Origin of the sequence: Exilibacterium tricleocarpae (assembly GCF_007004655.1) — a bacterium.
Classification (GTDB): Bacteria; Pseudomonadota; Gammaproteobacteria; order Pseudomonadales; family Cellvibrionaceae; genus Exilibacterium; species Exilibacterium tricleocarpae.
This window is the reverse complement of sequence record NZ_ML660091.1, coordinates 101,302-121,722: the sequence shown is the minus strand read 5'-3', so window position 1 is coordinate 121,722 and position 20,421 is coordinate 101,302. Positions and strand designations below refer to the sequence as shown.

Annotated in this window: 14 protein-coding genes; 3 read left to right on the top strand and 11 right to left on the bottom strand. The window is 56.8% G+C overall.

Annotated elements, in window-relative coordinates:
* Positions 1–50: 50 nt before the first annotated feature.
* Positions 51–839: an HpcH/HpaI aldolase family protein gene (locus FKG94_RS08750; protein ID WP_142903845.1), complete on the bottom strand. Its 789-nt coding sequence runs from the start codon at positions 837–839 to the stop codon at positions 51–53.
* A 637-nt stretch (positions 840–1,476) separates the two neighbouring features.
* On the opposite strand from FKG94_RS08750, the gene FKG94_RS08745 reads away from it, so the two are divergent.
* A complete protein-coding gene (locus tag FKG94_RS08745) occupies positions 1,477–2,073 on the top strand; it encodes an AHH domain-containing protein (protein WP_142903844.1) in 597 nt (198 codons plus the stop codon).
* Positions 2,074–2,078: 5 nt separating this feature from the next.
* Positions 2,079–2,681 (top strand): imm11 family protein, encoded by a 603-nt coding sequence (locus FKG94_RS08740; RefSeq protein WP_142903843.1) that lies wholly within the window; start codon positions 2,079–2,081, stop codon positions 2,679–2,681.
* A 131-nt stretch (positions 2,682–2,812) separates the two neighbouring features.
* Here the strand turns inward: FKG94_RS08740 and FKG94_RS08735 are convergent, their stop codons facing one another.
* The 8 genes from FKG94_RS08735 to FKG94_RS08700 all read right to left on the bottom strand — a co-directional run bounded on the left by FKG94_RS08735 (position 2,813) and on the right by FKG94_RS08700 (position 15,424).
* Positions 2,813–3,898 carry a LacI family DNA-binding transcriptional regulator gene (locus FKG94_RS08735; protein ID WP_218943484.1) on the bottom strand — a complete coding sequence of 362 codons (1,086 nt, stop codon included), beginning with the start codon at positions 3,896–3,898 and terminating at the stop codon, positions 2,813–2,815.
* Positions 3,899–4,038: 140 nt separating this feature from the next.
* A complete protein-coding gene (locus tag FKG94_RS08730; RefSeq protein WP_142903842.1) occupies positions 4,039–5,058 on the bottom strand; it encodes a nuclear transport factor 2 family protein in 1,020 nt (339 codons plus the stop codon).
* 197 nt (positions 5,059–5,255) lie between these two features.
* A complete protein-coding gene (locus FKG94_RS08725; RefSeq protein WP_142903841.1) occupies positions 5,256–5,969 on the bottom strand; it encodes an alpha/beta fold hydrolase in 714 nt (237 codons plus the stop codon).
* Between the two features lie 226 nt (positions 5,970–6,195).
* Complete coding sequence (locus FKG94_RS08720) at positions 6,196–7,575, bottom strand: cyanophycinase (RefSeq protein WP_142903840.1); 1,380 nt, start codon at positions 7,573–7,575, stop codon at positions 6,196–6,198.
* Positions 7,576–7,771: 196 nt separating this feature from the next.
* Positions 7,772–9,067: a cyanophycinase gene (locus tag FKG94_RS08715; RefSeq protein WP_142903839.1), complete on the bottom strand. Its 1,296-nt coding sequence runs from the start codon at positions 9,065–9,067 to the stop codon at positions 7,772–7,774.
* Positions 9,068–9,829: 762 nt separating this feature from the next.
* Entirely contained in the window at positions 9,830–11,023 is a 1,194-nt protein-coding gene (gene iadA / locus FKG94_RS08710; protein ID WP_142903838.1) for a beta-aspartyl-peptidase, read from the bottom strand.
* 21 nt (positions 11,024–11,044) lie between these two features.
* Positions 11,045–12,559 carry a putative basic amino acid antiporter YfcC gene (yfcC, locus tag FKG94_RS08705; RefSeq protein WP_246125046.1) on the bottom strand — a complete coding sequence of 505 codons (1,515 nt, stop codon included), beginning with the start codon at positions 12,557–12,559 and terminating at the stop codon, positions 11,045–11,047.
* 54 nt (positions 12,560–12,613) lie between these two features.
* Positions 12,614–15,424 (bottom strand): TonB-dependent receptor, encoded by a 2,811-nt coding sequence (locus tag FKG94_RS08700; protein WP_142903837.1) that lies wholly within the window; start codon positions 15,422–15,424, stop codon positions 12,614–12,616.
* Positions 15,425–15,991: 567 nt separating this feature from the next.
* Here FKG94_RS08700 and FKG94_RS08695 point away from each other — a divergent pair.
* A complete protein-coding gene (locus tag FKG94_RS08695; RefSeq protein WP_142903836.1) occupies positions 15,992–17,659 on the top strand; it encodes a Na/Pi cotransporter family protein in 1,668 nt (555 codons plus the stop codon).
* 43 nt (positions 17,660–17,702) lie between these two features.
* Here the strand turns inward: FKG94_RS08695 and FKG94_RS08690 are convergent, their stop codons facing one another.
* Both FKG94_RS08690 and FKG94_RS08685 read right to left on the bottom strand, forming a co-directional pair.
* The gene (locus tag FKG94_RS08690) at positions 17,703–19,466 is read right to left on the bottom strand and encodes a Kelch repeat-containing protein (RefSeq protein WP_142903835.1); all 1,764 of its coding nucleotides are present in this window, start codon (positions 19,464–19,466) and stop codon (positions 17,703–17,705) included.
* A 12-nt stretch (positions 19,467–19,478) separates the two neighbouring features.
* On the bottom strand, positions 19,479–20,399 hold the full coding sequence (locus tag FKG94_RS08685; protein ID WP_179957559.1) for a peptidylprolyl isomerase: 921 nt from the start codon (positions 20,397–20,399) through the stop codon (positions 19,479–19,481).
* Positions 20,400–20,421 lie beyond the last annotated feature (22 nt).

The following is a 20,421-nucleotide window of genomic DNA, read 5'->3' as shown; positions in this document are numbered from 1 at the left end:
ACCGCAGTGACTTGACAGTTATGCAGCGGCTACCGGGAAGCCGGGCGGCGCTATCGAGCCTCACTCCCGCGAAACGACGCTGCCAGATCGCCGGCGCCACGCAGCATAAATATGTGATCAGAGGACAATAAGAACAGACTCGCGCCCTGTTTGCGCCAGTGTGCGGCCTCCTCCACGTTGGGCACGAACATGCCCACCGGCCTGCCGGCGGCGCGGCCGGCAGCACAGACTTTTTCTACCGCGGCTATCACCGCCGGATCATTGGGGCTGTCGGCACCCAGGGCAACGGTCAGGTCAATACGCCCCACAAACAGACAATCGATACCCGCCACGGCGGCAATCTCATCGATGGCATCGACGGCCTCGATATCCTCGATCTGCGCAATCACCGTGGTTTGCGCCGCGCTGTCTGCTTTGTGAGCAGCCATGGATTTGGTAGTGTAACCGGCCGCCCGGGGGGAACCGGCGTAGCCGCGCCCGCCGCGCCCATAGCGTGCCGCTTGAGCCAATGCCTGTGCTTCGGCGGCGCTGCATACATGGGGCACCACCACGCCGGTGGCACCGCAGTCGAGGGCATTGGCCAACTCGGCCGGCGCCGCCGAGGGTACCCGCACCAGTGCCGGCATCTGTGCGGCGCGCAGCGCCAGCAGGCAGCCGTCCAGTTCCAGACGGCCGAAAGGTGCATGCTCAGCGTCGATGCAGATCGTATCCAGCGGAGTCAGGCCCAGGATCTCGCAGACAATGGGCGACGGAGTCTTCACAAAGGTGCCGATCAGCGGCTCTCCCTGTAACAGGCGCTGGCGGAATGCCGGTTTGGTGTCAGTGGTGGGGTTGTCCATTGCAGGGGTCTCCAAACCTTCTCTAAAACCGTAGGGTTAACCGTACATAGGCTTTGTATTGCGGCTAGTGCGTTGCTGCTATTGAAATGTACTTCGGATGCAAAATCAAGTATTAAAAGCAGCTTGGGCCTGACTAGCATTCTCTGAATCAAATTTATGCTATCTGACCAGTCTGTTGGTTCTAGCCATCGTTACGATTGGGGATGTGGCGGCCGTCGCTTCAAATACTGCTGCTTAGCCAACATTTATTTTAAAGTCAACAGTTTAAATCCATGCTGAGTCGCAGGCTTTTTTTGTCTGTAAGATATGGGCCATATGTGGGCCAGAAATAGTATGCACACTTGGAAGATAGCCGTTCAAATATTGTTTTACTGGCGTCTGATAAAGTGATACTCGGTGTTCTTTGTCGGATTGTAACCGCTCAACCTTGCTGTATTGCGCCAGATATATGATCTGTGTCGTCACAATTCATATATAGGGTGTGCCCCAATGAGCTAGTATGAATGGCCGACATGCTTTTGCTGGGATGAAGCTAAGCAAACGGACGATAAGCCCTGCAATATCACAAATTGTAGGGGAGGCAAGATGAACTGCATCGGAGTGCCTTATACTCTCAGTTGGATAATAGGAACGTTATATGCCCATTCCAGCCTATACCTTGAAAGCTTACGAGAAAACCCGCGTTGATCTGGCAATAGAGCATTTTTCTACCCTTGAAAACCCTACATTGTCCGATCTTAATGTTGTACGAATACAAGCAAGCGTTCAGGATGGTATCGACTCATACCGTGTTTGTGCCGTCGATATGACAGAGACGGATCTAGAGAATGAAGGCCACAGTTCCAAACGCATGGCCGGGTATATGGAGGCATCAGGGGATACCCGACCTTGCTCTTCCTGTGATTGTCACGCAATGGTGTCAGGCAAACACAAGCTTGCAGCGCCCATGCGCGCAGTAATGGCTTGGTGTCTGATGCGTATTGATGATCCTCGTAACGGTTGCTGGTTGCCCCGCACCTATGATACGCGCCGATATATGCCAAAATGGTTGAGCGAAGCAGTTCCACACCAAGGGCTTCACAATCCCCGGTACTATGCGTGGCTGGAAAAGTATATTAATGTTCAGGTGATTAATGGCCTGGATGATTTAATAGTAGCACTCAGGCAAGTTCGCACCTTCTTGCAATCCGGTGCGTTACCCCCCGAAGCATGGCCTAAGAGAAAGGTGGCGTAATTCCTATGGCACTATATTCAATGTATCCAGATACGGATCACTATGCTTTTATCGGTTTTGACCGTCAAGAAGTGCGGGCCAAGCAGGGCCGCAATCCTAAAAAGCATATTGACCTGACGTGTGAACCGCTAGTTTATAAAGACAGATGGCAGGGGTTGAGCGTCAATTTATCGGATAATAGCGAAGGGCTAACTGGAGATAAGATCGCTGACATTATGCCCTTTAAGGGTAAATTGTTCTTGAGCACTAAGGCGTATGAAGTGCTCAAGCCTTTAATTGAAAATGACGGAGAGTTTTTGTCTGTGACCTATGAACGGGGGCAGGGTTATATTTTTAACCCGTTGAGCGTTGCCGAAAGCGTCGGGGGTCTAAATACAGATGTATCTCGCAAGAATGAATGGAATGATACCCTCGCAATAGCGTTTCACGAGGACTGCGTAAAAGATTTTGCTATTTTTAAAACAGAGTTTGATCTCTATCAATCGGTTATTTGTCAGCAAAGCGTGAAAGATGCGATTGAAGCCGCAGGGTTAGGCGGTGCTTATTTTACGCCTGATTTGGGCAACCCCTTTACCACGAGGATGAGTGAAGTTTCACGAACGAACTAAGTGTTACTATTTTTAACGCGGATTGTCTATATCATATGCGGTGTGTTTGTTTAAGGTTAAATTAAAGCTTCAAATAAACCAGGGATTATCAAGTTGTTGCCGCTCAGATAGTCCCAGCGCCATTGTCTGATTTAATCTAGACGCGCCGACTCACCCTCCAGCAGAACGCCGCTGAAGGTGCGCTGCTCGGGAGGCAGCTCCGGGTTTTCGACCCGCTCCAACAGCATATTCACCGCCGCCTCGGCCATGATTTCCAGGGGCTGGTCGATAGTGGTCAAACGGTAGCTGGACCAGGCGCCGGTGGCGGTACCGTCAAAACCCACTACCGACAGCGCCTCCGGCACGCTTATGGCGAACTCATGGCGCGCCGCATCCATGCAGCCGATCGCCATCACATCGTTGGCGCAGATCACGGCGTCCGGCGCCTTTTTCATACCCTGCAGCAGTTCGCGAAAAGCGGCGCGACCACTGTCGTAGCTGTAATCGCCTTCAACCACCGGCACATTTTTAACACCCAGCTCCCGCAGCCGGTCGAGGGCGCCGTGGGTGCGCTGGTAACTGACCACGGAATCGGTGGGCCCGCCGATCACGCCAAAGGAGCGATGACCGGCGGTGTGGAGCCTGTTGACCAACAGCCGCTCCCCCTCCTCCTGGTTACAACAAATAGCGCTGACCGGAAAATCTTGCAGCGCCCGGTTATAGAACACCAGCGGCACGCCGCGCTCCTCGAAAAAAGTCACCTGCTCGCGGGACAGGCGCGCCGCGGAAATAACACCGTCGACCTGGTACTGCCAGACCTGGTCCAGCATCTTGTCGACATCGCTCTCCTGCTCGAGGGTAAACAGCAGCACGTGCACGCCGCGCCGATCGAAGCCGCGGCTCAGTTGCACCAGCAGTTCCGGGTAATAGAGATTGGTGAAATTATTGATAATCACCGCCACCATATTGGAGCGGCGGGTGATCAGGCTGCGGGCGATGGCGTTGGGTTGAAAGCCCAGCTCCCTGGCGACGGTCATAACCTTGTCGCGCATTTTCTTTGAGACGCTGGCGCCGGGTTTAAAGCAGCGCGACACGGCCGACTGCGACACGCCCGCCACCCTGGCCACATCGTAGGATGTCACCCGCTTACCCGACTCGGTCATCCCCGGCTTGCGGGACTGGGTCGCCGACTTGCCGTTGCGGGCGCTGCGCCGGTTCTTTACGCTGGTGTCGGTCATACTCTCAACCACTCAGTTCTGGGTTTCAATCGCAATGTCCGGCTTGAATTGCCCACCCCAAATGCGCCGGTGCCGCAGGCAGTTATCACGGCATCCTAATACAACCGCAATACAATGGGAATGGCCACACCAAGACGCCCCTAGGTACCCGCCAGTGCCCGCATGCGGGCCAGAATATCCAGGCCCTGCTGTTGCAGCCAGTAAGGCAGATCGATCAGCACCCAGTTCTCCGCCAGTTTGTCGCCCTGGCGCCGGTAGATATCGACCACCCGCATATCGGCCTGAACATCGTTGCCCGGCAGGCCGAGGAAACCGCCACTGGCAGTGTTGGTGAGATTGGGCCAGCCGAAAAAGCCGGCGTAGTTGCCCTCGGCAAATCGGCACACGTGGCCGTTGTAGGTTTTGCCCGTCAGGCCCTGGCGAAACGGGTACTGGTGCTGCGCCTGGTAGCGGGGAATGGTGTAGGTGGCGCCGATGCCCGCCGGACCGTACCAGCACATATCCTTATGCCAGGTGCGCGCCAGGTATTCGGGCGGACAGCGATCGTCGCCGCTGAGGTTGAGTTCACTGAGATCGCCGATCATGCGGTTGACCAGCGCCAGGGTCTGCGCCGATGCGCCGGCATCCTGTTGCTCGTAAAGCAGGCCGTCCTGCGTTCTGGGCCCAGGGCACACAAATGCCGCACCGGTCTGCGGCGGCAGCGGATTGACGCCCGCCTGTTGCATCACCCCGATAAGGTCGCAAAAGAAACCGGTGCGGCAGATACGGCCGTTGCGGATACAGTTGAAGTCCGCATAACGCAGCAGTGCCAGCCGGCGAGTTGCCGGAATTCCCAACCACGGCTGGTCCAACAGGCCCATCAAATGGCCCATGCTGGTAACCCATTGGGCCCCGTCAATTTCGCTGGTGCCGGCCATAAAGATATCCTGGCGGCGCTGCACGTCCGACCAGGCGCGGTAGAAAGGTTTCCAGAACACCTCGGCAACCGCCTCACTGCCGCGTTGTTCGTGAAAGGGGTGAACGCCGAACCACTGGTAATCGTCGCTGGTATATTGCGCCAGCACTGCGCCTACAGTTTCCGCCGTGGCGTCTTCCAGTGCGCGGTAATAGTCCAGAACCAACGCTTTGTGGTCCTGATAATTGTCTTGATGGTCACTCATACCGGAACTTCGAAATCGCCTGTGTTGTCGGGTTGTAGAGGGCATATTCCGACAATATGACTGCGAATGCAAGAAGGCGTGGAATCCTGTCTGGCGGCAGATATATGACGGCAAGAACGCTCACAGCAGGTAAGCAACGCTGCGCCGGGACGGGGCTTCAAAGTGCAGTAAACCTTTCCCTGTGGTGGAGCAACAACTTACCGCAAAGGTTTACGGGTTAACCACTCACGCAGCGCCGCGTTCACGGCGGCAGGCTGCTCCAGAGTCGACAGATGGCCGCAGTTTTCCACAATGCACAGGTTTGCATTGGGTATTCGGGCCGCCATTTCCTCATGTCGATCCGGTGGGCACAGACCGTCTTGTCTGCCGCACAACACCAGGGTCGGACAGTGGATACCGGCGAGATCGCCAAGGCTGTCGGGGCGTTCGACAACCGCCTGCACCTGGTTTTTGAAGACGTCGATACCACTGTCCAACGCCATATCCACGATGGTTTGCACCAGTTCGTCGTTTGCCAGGTGCGCGGGAAACAGATAAGCAGGGATCAGTTTTTCCCGCAACAGCGTTTCCAGTCCGCGCTCGGCGGCGAGCTCCAACTGCTCGCGCTTGGCCTCGGTGCCCACGCTCGTATCGGCACGGGCATTGGTGTCCAGCAGTGCCAGATGGCTGATGCGCTGCGGGGCTCGGCGGAGAATCTCAAACGCCAGGATACCGCCGAATGACAGCCCTGCCAGTGCAAATCTCGGCGGCGCCTGTCGGAGAATATTTTCAGCCAGCGCGCCCAGACTGGAGTCTGTGCCCACCGGCATTACTACAGCGGCGGCCAGGTCCGCCAGGGCCTGTTGTTGATGCCGCCAGAGCCGCGCATCGCAAAGCGTGCCCGGCAATAGCAACAGCGGTATTCTCTCCATGCGCTTACCCTCCGAATGATTGTCGGCCAGCTACCGCAGGGGAAAAGCCTACGAGCCTCAAAACGCCTAACTCTGGCACAAAATGACTTCGAATGCAAAACTCTCTGACGCCGTCATTGAGATCAGTTTGCAGATCCTAACCAACCGGCGAGGCAGTGCGTTACCGGTTTGCGAGATGTTAGACTGTGTCCGGACCGCTGAATCGGAGTACCCATTCAATCGTCTATCAATAAGGGTTGGACGGGGCATAGAAGTTCGATAAACGACCATCGACAGATACCCTGACGGGAGCCACCGCCGTGTTCCCTGTTATCAGATTGAAAGTATCCCCCGCCCCCAGCCGGTACCGCAATAAATCCCGGTAAAGCACAGGCTGCCGGCAAGTCGTCTGCAGCCGCTGCGATTGACTGTCTTCACGGATCACATAAACATACCCGCTGCCGTCGACGCTGGCCTGCCCGCCGGCACTGACAAATAAAGCGGTGCCTTCATCGATACCGATACCCGTGGTGCCGGGTCGATGACTGGCCATAAACACCAACAGGCGGCCGAGGCGGTCGCGCTCGTAAAAATGTGTGTCGTTAACAATACCGCGCATCAGCGGAATATCGAGAAATCCCGTGGAGAAGTTGAGGTAACTGTGACAAAAATCGGTAACCGCCTCCGCGCTTCTTATCCCCGGCGTATTGTCGGGGTCGTAGATATATTCACCCAACACCGCAGCACCGGCCGAGGTGCCCCCGACCACCCCGCCCCGGGCATAGACCGTGGCAACAGCCGTTTCAAGCTTGGTGTTATCCCATAGATTCAGGTAGTCCGACTGGTCGCCGCCGGCGAAGAAAACAAATTCGGCATGGCGTATTTTGAAGTCGACGTAGTCGCTATTGGCCTTGGCACGGCTGTCGACCCGCAGCGTGGTCACGGAGTTGGCATGCAGCAGATTGCGCAGGTATGTGTTGTAACCGTCACTGCCGGTGCTGCGCAATACCACTACGTCGCCCCCTTTCATATGAGGTTTTACCCGCTGGCTGAATGCGGCATCCACATCGCTGCCGCCCCCCGCCAGCAACAGACCCGGTGTGCCTGCCAGTGCCGGGCAGGCATCGATGTCGCTGCCCACCGACCAGCTAACAAGATCGGCGGGGATTGCCGGTGTCGCTCCGGTTTCGCAGTTTGCGGTCTGGCTGTATTGCACCGTCAGGTCGTACCAACCACTACCGGAGTAACTGTTCACGCGCAGGTAGTAGCGACCCGGCGCCACTGCCACCGTTCCTGTTTCCGGCACTGCGGCTGTCGCCGCTGCAAACACTACGTCGCCGGCCTCATTTTCAAGCCGCCAGTCAAAGTCATCGGCCGTGCTGTGATCGAGGGTAATATGCAACGCCGTGCCGGCATCAATATCGAGCCAGAACCAGTCGCTATCACGTCTACTGCCAAGCGCGGCCTGCACCGGCTGCCCATCGCACAACGGACCATCTGCACGGCTGGTGCGATCGTTGTTTTCCGATTCACTCGAAATACAGGCGAGAGCATTGAGTGACGACAGAAAAAACACGAATACCACAGTTAAAAACCCGGGGAGCTGCTTTAAAGAAAACCTGATCATAGTATTCCACCTGTTTGTTATTAATGTTGATGGTAGCGGCCTGTCGGAACGACTCGCGCTAACGGTGACTGCCCTCCAGCCCGAATAGTGCGCCGGCAAGCGCTAAAACTGCCGCTTGGTGCCTGTGTTGTGGATCGAGTGACGTGTCAGGCTCGTCGTCTTCCCGCCGACGGATGGGTTCGACACATCGGCAGCATCAGCGCTGGGGCAGCGGCTCGACACTCAGGTTGACCGGGATAATATCGAACAACACATTCAGTGCCGTATACTGATCCCTGCCGGCGTTGTCATAGCGCCAGTAGCCCATGCTGTGATCCGTCTGGCGAAACCGGTAGATAACGCCATGCCCGGCACCGGTAAAGCTGTAGCGCTCAACACGGGTGGTGCGGCTGTTGTCGAGCAGGTCAAAACCCAGAATCTGGTCGACACGCGGGTTGCCGACGGCAATACCTCCACCGCTGTGGGGCCGATAGGCAAAAGCTTCGTTGCCCACCACCGGTTTTTTATCCGCGGCGATCATTGCCTGAGCGTTGGCGATATTGAAAACATCGCCGTCGGACAACACATGTATTTGCAGGTGTTCCGCTTTCAGTCGGTTGTCATCAACGCTGAAAACGGCGCGGCGCCCATCGAGTACGGTAACATTGCCGGGACCGATAACCCGAAAACGGCGCGCCTTGATACTCACCAGCATGGCGGAATTTTCGTCAACACCAAACCCCAGGCGTCGCGGCGACGGCATTTTTGTCAACGCCAGCGCCAGCCGACCGAGTCGGGCCTTGCGATCGAAATGTTGATCCACCAGGCCAGCGGTGAAAAAGCCCAGGCCCGCACTCAAAAACAGCCTGCCTTTCTCCTGCTCATCGATAGCGGCATAGCTACTGGCAAATCCGAAATTCAATGCGGTCAGGCTATCGCCGGCGGCGATCATCGGATCGCTCATCATCGCGGCGCCGGCGCTGGTGCCGCCGATAACGGCGCCCGCCGCCAGCATCTCCCGCAGGCGCCGCAACAGCGGCGAATCGCTGCTGTTTTGGTCGAGCAAGCTGGTGGCGATACGCATTTGATCGCCGCCGGTAAACCAGACGCCTCCCACCCCCTGCAGACGCCCGACCACTTGCTGATCGTAGGCGGCCTTGCGCCAGGCCGACTCATTGACCGCGGCGGTCGATGGATCATCCTTTACTGCAAGCGGCACTATAATCACACGCTCGGGTGCAACACCGTAACCGATCAGGTGTTCGCGAAAAGTCTGTGCGGACTTTACGGGCTGGCCTGAAGCCACCGGCACAATTGCAATAGGGTCGCCGTCGGGGCGAGGCAAACTGTTGAGAAAGGCCCGGTAAATAGCTTCGTTATCCCGCTGCAGGGCACCGCCCACGATAAGCAATTTGCCGATCGAAACCGGACTATCGGTTGCGGCGGTTGCCGCGCCGGTGCCGAGCAACGCCAACAGCAAACTCCCGATAGCGGTTAATTTGTATAGCGACATAAAACAACTCTCCCGGTGGACTGCGATCAATGGCACGGCTTTATCCTTACTGATTATTGAGTTAAAAATCGGAACTAAGGCTCACTGCTTTAACGCGGTCGGCCTGCCTCTATCCCGTAATGCGCCACGCCACGGCTCGGTGGGGTGCGCGGCCCCGATCGGGCGCAAGCTTGCCTGTCGCCCCGGCGGCTGCGCGTCTTGAGGGACGCCTGGAATGGCACTGCCTTAAGCAAATATGTGCCACTTGAACGGTCTGGCTCTGGCTGAAGCCTGCAGAAACACGCTGTGAACCCATCCCTGGGAGCTTCCCGACAGCATCCCTGCTGTCGAGAGTTTCTGCAGGCTTCAGCCAGAGCCAGACCTCCCTTCAGTACGCTTAATTGGGGTCGATCAATTGGCACACTTTTGCTTAAGGCAGTGCCATTCGGGACGCACCCCCGTCGGGCCTTCCCGCCTGCATCTTGAGGGACGCCTGCAACTTAGCAACTGACTAAGATTTACCGCATTGTGCTAACCCGGCGACATGCGCTTAAGTAGCAAAGTTGCAGGCGTCCCTCGATTGTGTGCCGACTTGCAGCATCTGCCCAACCAGGGGCGGGGTGGTGCAGGGTGTTTTTTAGCCCCACACTGGAATCCCGTGCCAGTAGCAGGGTGTAGTAGCAAGCAGGTCCTGACCGCAGAGGCCCACCTACCGGAAGGCTAAAAAATACCCTGTACCGGCGCGGCCCGCGCCGAGTGGCACTCCCCTGGCTCGCACCCTTCCTAAAGCGACGTATCACCGCCACGCTCAAACGGTGTGCGAACTGTCAGCTCGCCCTCTTTCAACAACCAGTTTCCCCGCGCCATCACACTGTCCACAACCAATGTGGCCGGGTCCAATAACTGTAAATCCGCGTCTCTACCCACCGCGATACACCCTTTCTCACCCAGACCCAGTATGCGGGCCGGATTGGCTGTAACCGTCGCCAAGGCGCTGGCAAAGGGTACGCCTTCAAGGGTTACCGCCTCTGTTACCGCCCTGTGCAAGCTGCCGATTGCGCCGACTTCCAGCCCGTCCAGGTTGCCTTGCGCATTAAAATGCGGCAGCGAACCCTGGGCATCCGACGACAGGGTAATCTGCTCCAGTGCAACCCCCTGCTCCAGTGACCGGCGCAAAGCCGTGCACGCTTTAATCTCACCCATCTCGAGGATCACCTCGGTAGTGCTGGTGGTAAAATCAATCGCCCCCCCCCGTTTGGCAAAAGCCCAGCCTGCGGCCAGCAGTTCTTTACTGCGGTTGATATGGGTCGGATAAAACAACCTGATCGGCAACTCGGTGTCGTCGAGTACCTGATTGAGCAAAAGCAGATGCTGGCGGCCGTCACCAACGTGGACACTCACCACCGCCGGCTTGCCCGACAACAGACCGGCCACATGCACATCCGCCGCCAGTTTTGCCAGCTCCGCCACAGTTGGTTGGGAAGAACGGTGATCGGCAATCGCCACCTCGCCGACGCCGATAACACTGTCAATCAAAACGATATCGTCCCTGGCCGAGCCGGTCAGGGTGCGCGGTGGAATTTCATAGGAACCGGTATGGATATAACACGTCAAACCGTTGTCGCTCAATTGCCGTGACTTGCCATAGAGGTCGCGCAGACTGCGGGTACAGGCGTCGGTGCCCAGCGCCCCGACCACGGTCGTGACACCGGCGCGCACAGCATCTTCAAAGCGTAGGCCTTCGGTGCGAGTGCCAAAGCCCCCTTCGCCGCCACCACCGGCGATATGGACCAGGGAATCGACAAAGCCCGGCACCAGCAACCGGCCTTTTGCATCCACGGTTGTCACGAGTTCGCCGTGCAGGTTCTGAGACAAATTGCCGCCCACGGCAGCGATGGATTTGCCGGCGATCAAAACATCCTGACACCCCAGAGGGGCGGGGGAAAATACCTCGGCATTCCTAATTAACGTCAACATAGCTTTCCGTAAACCCTCTATTCAGTAGGCAACCACAACGGCACCGATCACACAGACACTCGCCATGGCCACCAACAACAACATAAATTTATAGATAAACTTCAACCAGATTACCCAGTCCAGTCGAGCCGCGCCCAGGCACCCCATCAGGGCCGCCGATGTCGGCACAAAAATATTGGTCAAGCCGTCGCCTAGTTGAAAGGCGAGCACCGCCGTTTGCCGCGACAGGCCAACCAGGTCCGATAACGGCGCCATCAGCGGCATGGTCAGCGCCGCCTGCCCGGAACCGGAAACGATAAAGAAGTTGAAAACACTTTGGAAAAGGTACATACCCCAGGCGGCCAACCAGTTCGGCAACTCCCCGACCAGCGCACCGACGTGATGCAAAACCGTATTTAGCACGCTGGGCACCTCGGGATCGTCCCCGCCCAGCATCAATACGATGCCCTTGGCGATGCCGACCACCAGCGCCGCCGGCAATAGTTGCTGGGCGCCTTCGCGAAATCCCGCCGCGGCATCGTTGGCGGTAAAGCCGTTGAGGCGAAAGGCGACCGCTATCAACGCGACGACTAGCCCCATGGTAAAAAACTGGCTGGCGATTTCCGGCAGGTAATAACTTTTGTACGCCACACCCCAGACAATCCAGCCGACGCCACCGGCAACAGTCAATAGAATCAACCAATGCGCCGGCCCCAGGGCCGCGCCTGCAATCGGGGCCGGGCTGCGGCGGCGAAATTCGGCATCCGACACATAGGCAAGCGAGTGTTGCGGGTGGCGCTTGATCCGCGCGGCATAACCCATGACATAGAGCATGCCCACACACGTAAACAAACTCCACACACCGATCCGAAAACCGGCGCCCGATAACAGCGGCACACCGGCGATCCCCTGGGCAATGGCAACCCCAAACGGGTTCATCCACGATGTAGAAAAGCCGATCTGGGTGGCCACATAGGTGACCAGCACGGCGGTAATGCTGTCGTAGCCGATCGCCACCATCACCGGCACCACCAGCAGCGTAAACGCTATCGCCTCTTCACTCATACCGAATACGGCACCGCAGAGCGAGAAGACAAAAAACAGCGCGGGAACCAAATATTTACCGTCACCGCCGCCGCGCGCAATCAGCTTTAACAGGGCCTGCTCAACCACACCGGTTTTCAGGATAATGCCAAAGGCGCCGCCGGTGATCAGGATAAACGCCATAACACCGATGGCGGCCCCCCACTTGCTGCCCGATACCAGCCCCTCAAAGACAAAATTCAACAGGCCGATCCCACCGCCCTCGGCAAACAGCGGCAAACCGCGCGAGTCGCCGTCGGCCAGGTAGCGAAACGACGCGGGATCGACCACAGTGCGGGAAACGCTCTCCCCGGCGGATGTGTAAACGACGGCTTCCACATTAAAACGCCCGGCCGGCAACAGGTGGGTCAGGGCAAACGCCAACAGCGCCACAAAAAACAGAATCACATAGGTGTCGGGCATCTGCCGGTTGGCAGGTACCACATGCCCACTGCTGTCGGTGGCGTTTATCACTGTCGGTTCCTCTTGCTGGCGGCTTCTCGTGCGGGACAAACCCGCAGGTACCGATTAAAAACTATAGGTATAGCGCAGGCTGATAAAGCGGCCCAGTGAATCGTGGTTGATATGATCGACATTGGCGCTGGAACCCAGCACCCGGGGCGGCTCGCGATCAAACAGATTATCCACATTGAGCTGCAGGTAGTTGTGGTCGTCAAACTCGTAACTGAGATTCATATTCCACAACGTCCAGGACGATACGGTGACCTCCGTGCCCCGGGGTATGCCGAGCGTATCGAGTATCCGGTTGGGCGGGTCGTCCCGGTAACTGTGGGTGTAATTAGCGCTGAGGGAGGCACGCCAGTCCTGCAGGCGCCAGCGCAGCTTGGCATTGGCGAGCCAGCGCGGATAACGAAATGCGCCCGCCCGACTGTCGATGTCCGCCGTATCGCTGGCCCGGCGGTCAAACTCGTTGACGTAGGTGGCATCGAACAGCAGGGTAAAATCGCCGTAGCCGGTTGCGTCGAAGTAATGGGTATAGGCGATATCCACACCGTCCGTTTCCTGCCAGCCGAGGTTGGTGAGCTGGAAGTGGGCATCGACCACGAAGCCGTCTCCGTCAACCTCCACACCCGGCACCCCGGTGGGCAGCAACCCTACCTCGGCAACAGTGAATTCGCCGTTTAATGCGCGGTCAATAAAGTTGTCTTCGTCGATACCCACCAGATCTTCGTGACGAATATTCCAGTAATCGATCGATACCTCGATATCCTCGGTCGGTGTCAGCAGCAGGCCGAATCCCCAGCTCTCTGCCTCCTCCGGCTCCAGATCGCGGTTACCTAATTCCTCTGAGAAAAGCGGCTCCCCGTTGGCCGTGTTATCACCACCGCAGGCCTCTGGTGTTTCTTCGCAGTCGACCGTATAGCTGCCCAACAATGTACCGGCTCCGGCCTGTGCCAGTGATGGTGCACGAAAGGAAGTGGACCAGTTACCCCGCAAAGCCACTGCCTCCACCGGCGCATAGCGAAAGGCTACCTTCGGATTAAAATCACTGCCAAAATCCTCGTAGTCGTCGAAGCGTCCCGCCAGTTGTACCTCGATGTTATCGGCCAGCGGCAGATGCAATTCGACAAACGCGGCCCATTGGTCGCGCTCGGCATCGGATGAAGTGGAGCTGAAGCCGAGAATGGGTTCGGGGTTGAGCGTATCGGCAATGGCGATACCGGCCGGTATATCTTCAACCTCCTCGTGTCGATACTCAATGCCCACCGCCGCTTTGGCATAGTTGCCGCCGATCGGGAAGAGATCGCCCGACGCTATGGCATCAAAAGACCACAATTGGGATTCGCCCTCACGCCTGGCCGTGGTGCGGATAAAGTCGTCAATACCTTCCGCCTGCGTCGTCTGACCGCCAAAGGGATTGTACCAGAGCGTGGTTTTACCGAGGTCTTCACAGGTGGGGCCGCCGTTAAACGTCGCTGTCGGGCGGTTTAAATCCAGCGTCCAGCGCTCGACCGTGGTGCCGTCGCTGCAGAGGTTGCCGAGGTTGGCATTGTAGAAGTTTTCCGTTACCACCAGACCGGACAGGCCCCGTTGTTCCGATTCGCTGCGACCGTAGGTGACCGCGGTTTCGAAACTCCAACCTTTGATTTCCGTTTCAAAGCCACTGACCAGTCGCATGGTTTGCGTGTCCACCGCCACGGCTCGCGGCTCGATATATTTACCCCACATAAAGATCGGAAACCCGTCGAAGTCCGAGAAGTCGTCGTGACCGGCCTCCGCCACCAGGTCGGCGCGGAAGCTGGCGGGAAAATTGGGGTTTTCCGGCGCTACCGGGGTGCGGGAAAAATTCGCCGGCGAGGAGGTGCCCCTGGACTCGGTGTTTTGATACATCAATTCGTTGAACCAGGTGGTCTTATCGCTGAGTCGCAGATTAAAAGTACCGACAGCCCCCAGACTCTCGTAGTCGTCCACCGTGGAGACGAAAGCATTGGTGTTTACCAGGCAGAATTCGCCGAGTCTGGCGCTGCCGAAGTCCGCCGTCGGGCAACCGCCGTTTTGGGGTTCTTCCGTCTGGTCGAGAGGCATCCTGAACAGGTCGTTGAAACTGGGATAAAAACCCTGTTGGCTCGGGCGCACCGAATTGCGACTGACGGCGCGATCGCGATCGAACAGCGCATTGCGATCGAAGTAATCCACCACCACCATAGTGTGGGTGCGCTCGGTGTTTTTGCCCCAGACCCAATTGATATTCTGTCTACCCTCATCACTGCCGGCGCTGGAATTGCCGTAGTTGATGGAAAACTCGCTGCCCTCGTAGTCGTCGCGCAACACATAATTCACCACCCCGGCCACGGCATCGGCACCGTAGGTGGCTGAGGCGCCCCCCGGCAGTATCTCGACCCGCTCTATAGCGGCGAGGGGAATGGAATTGACATCGATAAAAGACTCCTGCCCGCGGGCAAAGGAGCTAACTGAAGCGCGGCGGCCGTTAATCAGCGTCAGGGTGGAGCTGGTACCGAGCCCGCGCAGGGAGACGCCGGCGGCACCCACCGGCGTGTCGCTGGACAGGGCCCCGGCCGTCGACGTACTGAACGTGCCGCCACCACCGCCGGTGACGCTGATATCGCGCATCAGATCGATCAGCGAGTCTGCGCCCGACTCCTCGATAGCACGCCGGTCTATTTGAATGGCCTGTACCGCGCCCTTCAGGTCCAGCCCCTTGATATGGGTGCCGACCACGGAAATCTCTTCTATTGCCTCGGTCGCGGTGAGATCTTCGGCGCGCGCGGCGAGACTTGCGGTGAGGGCGGCAAGCCCCCCGAGTCTAACGGCCGCGGTGACGGCGGTGGCGAGTTTGTGCTTGGTTTGCGGATTCATCTTGACCTCCATAAGAATGCCTGCAGCTTTTATTGTTTTAACTGTTTTAACTGTTTTAACTGTTTTGACGAACGACGTTGTCGACGCTCAGACTGGTAAGGCGCCCGCACAGAAGCCGGCACTGATGACCGGAGTCAATATGACCCGCATCAAAAGATTACACTATTGCCGCTGTGTTTATAGAGGTAAGTGGTGGTAACCGCGACGGACACACCCAACCAATCGGATTTATCCGGATCGGGTTATTCGTCAAACCACTCGCTGAGAAGATAGTCAGTAGAGCAATCTGCTTTTGTGGTGGTGTTTTGATACCGCAAATAGCACATATCGACAGCGTTCTTAGGAAAGCATGGAGTTGCTAAATCAATTTTTATGCGTGTGTAATTATTACTACAGCCGCCTGTGTATTGCAACTTTTTATTTCGCCTCAATAAACATATGGGTAATAACGACTTGTTCTCGACATGCCAATCCGGCACCGCGCGGCGCTGACAGCGGGCTGGCATTTCGCCGGTGAACATTGCGTTATAATCGGGACTGACAAAACAGTAGCGGAGGTAGAAACACTTGGATTGGAGTCAATTTGGCGCCCTGCTCGGCGGCATCGGGCTGTTACTGTTGGGTATGGGTATGATGACCGAAGGGTTGCGCCTTGCCGCCGGCCGTTCGCTACTGCACCTGCTCGAAACATCGACACGCACTCCGGTGCGGGGAGTGGCCACCGGTTTTTTGATCACCACCAGCGTGCAGTCTTCCAGCGCGGTTACCGCCGCCACAATCGGCTTTGCCAACGCCGGTATACTCAAACTCAAACAGGCGGCCTGGATCATCTACGGCAGCAATATCGGTACTACCATGACCGGCTGGCTGGTGGCATTGATCGGCCTCAACCTGAAAATCGAGGCCTTCGCCCTGCCCTTTATCGGTATCGGTATGGCCTTGCAACTGGCCAAAAAGCGTGAACGCCTGGCGGCTGTCGGCACGGCCCTGACGGGCTTCGGCGCCCTGTTTCTGGGCATCAGTTTTCTGAAACATGCGATGGAGGGCAATACCGGGCTGCTGGACTTGTCTCAACTCGACGCCCTCGGCATACCCGGCGTGGCACTGGGCGTAGTCGCCGGTGCCCTGATGACCACGGTGATGCAATCCTCCAGTGCCGTGCTGGCCATTATCCTGACCGCCAGCGCCAGTCAGGTCGTCTCGCTGCATCTCGGTGCGGCCCTGGTGATCGGTGCCAATATCGGCACCACCTCGACGGCGTTGCTGTCGGTGATTGGCGCCACCGCCAGCGCCAAACGGTTGGCCTGCCTGCACCTGGTATTCAATACGGTCACCGCGGCAGTGGCCCTGTTGTTACTGTGGCCGCTGCTGGCTCTGCAGGTGTGGTTGATGGGGATATTTGATATCGCACCCATGCCGGCCTCGCAACTGGCGGTGTTTCACACCCTGTTCAATGTGCTGGGCGTCATCATTATGTGGTACCCGACGCCCTACCTGATCAAGTGGTTGAAACGCAAGGTGGTCGAGCCGACCGACAACAACAAGATAAAACCCAAATATATCGACAACACGGTTTTATCGCTGCCGGAGTTGGGGGTCAATGCCCTGTACTATGAACTGGTCCATGTCACCGCCTTGATGCGGCAGTTGGTGGAAGAACTTATGGACAGTCTTACGGCGCCGTCCGCGACCCCGACAGATTGGACCAGACTGCAAAAGCTGCTGAACAAGATCGCCAACTTTGCGGTTAAACTCGGGCGCACCAACCTGCCCCAGGAGGCCGCCGCCGATCTGATGGTGCTGACTCGGGTCAGTCATAACTTTCGCACCGCCGTTCACGATATTGCAGAGATTACCAGCGCGGCGCAAAAGCAGGCCAACTATCCGTTGTTCAACGCCGCTTATACGGATCTGTTGCGCGTATTTGTCGCCAGCCTTGATATGACCGCAAACACCTTCGAAATGCCCGCGACCCACGGCCTGAACAAGCAACTGTCTGACGCCCGTCACGACCAGCGCGAGGCGTTGCTGATCAAGGGGGCTGCCGGCGAAACGGATATGGCGGGTATCTCTGCGGTTTTGCAGCAATTGAATATTACCCAGCGTTTGTGCGAGCAACTGTATAAAGCGACACAATTGCTGAACCGGTTTGGCGCCAGTCGCGGACTGCCGGCGGACGTCGGTGATGCTGCGGCTGCGCAACCCCCGGCGGAGTCTGATCAGTCTGCGAATTAGAGGCTCGCTGGTCGGTAATGCTATCAACCAACCAGCTTGCGACTCAACGATAAATAGCGTAAAGCTTCGTTCCCCGCTGCCACTTAAAACCATCATTTGATGACCAGACATCGTGTATCGGCTTACCATCGTTGCCACCGAGAATAAACAACTGGCCATTTAACTGAACGGCATGGTGTTGCTCGCGTGCGCTAAACGCAGCATCGCTACTGCGCCAGTTCAGACCATCCTCAGAGAACCATATATCGTCAAAGTAAGTGTCTGAGTCTCGCCCGCCAAGTAACAAAAGACGATCATTAAAAGTTACCAAACGATGCCCGGCCCGGGAAGCGAACGCATCAGCGAGTGACACTTGTACCCATTCACGGGCATCGGTTGATGACCAGACATCACTGTAAAAGGTACCATTCTTTTCACCCCCTACCAGCCAAAAACGGTCTTTGAAGGGAATTACCTGAAAACCTTCGCGGTCCGCCGGCATAGAGCGTGTCTCGATCTGCTCCCAGTTGACACCATCCCTTGAGGTCCACACCTCGGCTTTGCGGCCCAATTCATCTCGACCACCAAACAGCCATAACTGCCCCTGATAGCTTAACAATTGGTGATGCGCACGGGCAGAAAAGCCGGCGTGACTGCTTTCCTCTTGCCAGTGAAGACCATCTTCTGATGACCAAATAGCTTTACTGAAATTTCCATCCTCAGTTTTTCCGCCAATTATCCATATACGTTGAGAAAAAACCGCTACAGCATAACCTTCTTTCATGCCGGGAAAAGGGGTAGCGAGGTCCATTTCGCGCCATGAAATACCATCGGCTGATGACCAGACTTGAGCTTGGTTCTGCGGGCCCCTGGCAAACAACCACAGTTTGCCATTAAAGCTGATTACCTGCTCGGTCTTTGGCGGTAGTACAGGAGACCCTTCCCGGGCATCCAATGTCATAACTGAGGTAGACGTGGCGTTGTTTTGTAGAAAGTAATAGGCTAAATTCTTAAGGGTGGCGGCACTGTCTTTGATCGCGGAACTACCCACAATATCCATCTGCCCGTTATCACAACTGGTGTAACTGGCCCAGTCACAGTCAGCTTCGCGGCTACGGTAAAACTCATAACCATAAACGCTCTCAGGTAAGCTCAGAACGCTGTACTCATTGCCAACCCAGGCCGAGAACTCAGCCGCGCTCATCAGATCAGCCTCAGATGTAGCCGTCGGCGCTAGCACAACGGTCGATTTTCCACCGGCTGTCATCGATGCGAACTGCGGTTGCGCAGCAGCCAACGCAGTCGAGCGTCCATCGCTGGATGCAGACTGAATCGAGGTACCTGTCACACAGGTATCGCTACTGGTTTGATCAAAACAGCCGCCAGGCGATTCCTCCACGCTATTGGGAGCGGTATTCACTGTTCCCAGCTGCAGTGGTCGAATCAAGCCGCGGCGTCCCACATAGTCACTGGCAAGCCATTGCTCTGACCCGGATGGCGTGGTGAGGTAAAAATCAATCTGGTCACCTTCGCGGGCAACATCCTGCGATTGTTGTCCCAGCGTATCGACCGGCACCCGAATAACATAGTTATCCGCCGCCGAGGAACTCGACCCCATAGAGTAGCTATCGAGCACGACGTTATTTAACTTAAGCACAACGCTGTAGCCACTATCGGCGGCGGTTAGCGCTTGACTATCTACCGTTACTCGCCCATAAAAAATATTGGGCGGCTCGGTGAGCGCGGCATGGGCGCTGATATTAATTGCCAGTGCAAGCCCGGTTATCACACAATTTTTTTTCATTGATGCAACCCTTCCTAAATTCATAAAGCTAGTCGATTATTTCAGTGCCGGCCCAGGGAGTTCCACGCTGGTTGAGTCACCGGAAGGTAAACGCAAGCTCGCCAACAGCGCTTCGTTGCGATCAACCGCCAAGCCTTCCAGCAGCTTTGCTTCAACACGCTGTTTGATAGCATCAAACTTTTCCGCTGCCAGCTCTTGCCGTAGGGTACTGCGCACAGCGGCCAACGGCTCAGTAAACGCGGCCTGGTGTTCAACCAGCTTCACAATGTACAAGGCACTATTGGCTTCGATCACCGGGGAGAGTTCACCCACCGTTGTTAATGTAAAGGCTTGCTCTACTACAGCTGCGGGCCAGTGACTTTGTTCTCCCTGCACCAGATAACCAATATCACCACCGCGATAACGCGAGGCCCTGTCCATCGAGTGATTGGCCGCCAGGCGCTGAAACTGCATATCGCGCTTATCGCCTTCGAGGGTGCGCAACTCATCAAGATACTCGGCCACTCGTTTGGCTGAGTCTTGAGCGCTGCGTTCAAATACAATAAGGGCTACGCGCGCCTTGGCCGGGCGAAAGAAACGCGTTTGGTGCTGCTCATAGGCCGATGTAATTTCTGCCTCTGTCACCTCCAGCGAGGTGTGTTGCAGCACCTGTTGCTTATAGCGTTCGCGCAACACTTCTAATGACAACAAGCGCACTTTGCGCCGATAGTCGGGGTCCTCGTCCAAGTTCAACGCTTTGGCCTGATACTCGGCTGCGTGCTGCGTAATAAGCCGGCCGAGCAGTAGTTCCAGGTTTTGCTTGCTGGCAGGTAGCCCCGCGTGTTCAAGTTCTTGTAACAACGCTGCCGCCGAAATGGTTTGGCCACCCACCTTGGCGACAAACGCGTTGCGTTCACAGCCGCTGATGACCAACACCATGGCTAGCAAAGCGGTCAGTGTACACCCGATATGCTTCATCTGTTTATATCCTGTCATTTGA

Excerpts from the sequence above, each read along its gene's own strand:
- FKG94_RS08740 (WP_142903843.1), top strand. The coding sequence starts at position 2,079 with ATGGCACTATATTCAATGTATCCAGATACGGATCACTATGCTTTTATC.
- FKG94_RS08750 (WP_142903845.1), bottom strand. The coding sequence starts at position 839 with ATGGACAACCCCACCACTGACACCAAACCGGCATTCCGCCAGCGCCTG.
- FKG94_RS08690 (WP_142903835.1), bottom strand. The coding sequence starts at position 19,466 with ATGAATTTAGGAAGGGTTGCATCAATGAAAAAAAATTGTGTGATAACC.
- FKG94_RS08735 (WP_218943484.1), bottom strand. The coding sequence starts at position 3,898 with ATGACCGACACCAGCGTAAAGAACCGGCGCAGCGCCCGCAACGGCAAG.
- iadA (WP_142903838.1), bottom strand. The coding sequence starts at position 11,023 with ATGTTGACGTTAATTAGGAATGCCGAGGTATTTTCCCCCGCCCCTCTG.
- FKG94_RS08725 (WP_142903841.1), bottom strand. The coding sequence starts at position 5,969 with ATGGAGAGAATACCGCTGTTGCTATTGCCGGGCACGCTTTGCGATGCG.
- FKG94_RS08720 (WP_142903840.1), bottom strand. The coding sequence starts at position 7,575 with ATGATCAGGTTTTCTTTAAAGCAGCTCCCCGGGTTTTTAACTGTGGTA.
- FKG94_RS08685 (WP_179957559.1), bottom strand. The coding sequence starts at position 20,399 with ATGAAGCATATCGGGTGTACACTGACCGCTTTGCTAGCCATGGTGTTG.
- FKG94_RS08745 (WP_142903844.1), top strand. The coding sequence starts at position 1,477 with ATGCCCATTCCAGCCTATACCTTGAAAGCTTACGAGAAAACCCGCGTT.
- FKG94_RS08715 (WP_142903839.1), bottom strand. The coding sequence starts at position 9,067 with ATGTCGCTATACAAATTAACCGCTATCGGGAGTTTGCTGTTGGCGTTG.
- FKG94_RS08730 (WP_142903842.1), bottom strand. The coding sequence starts at position 5,058 with ATGAGTGACCATCAAGACAATTATCAGGACCACAAAGCGTTGGTTCTG.
- FKG94_RS08700 (WP_142903837.1), bottom strand. The coding sequence starts at position 15,424 with ATGAATCCGCAAACCAAGCACAAACTCGCCACCGCCGTCACCGCGGCC.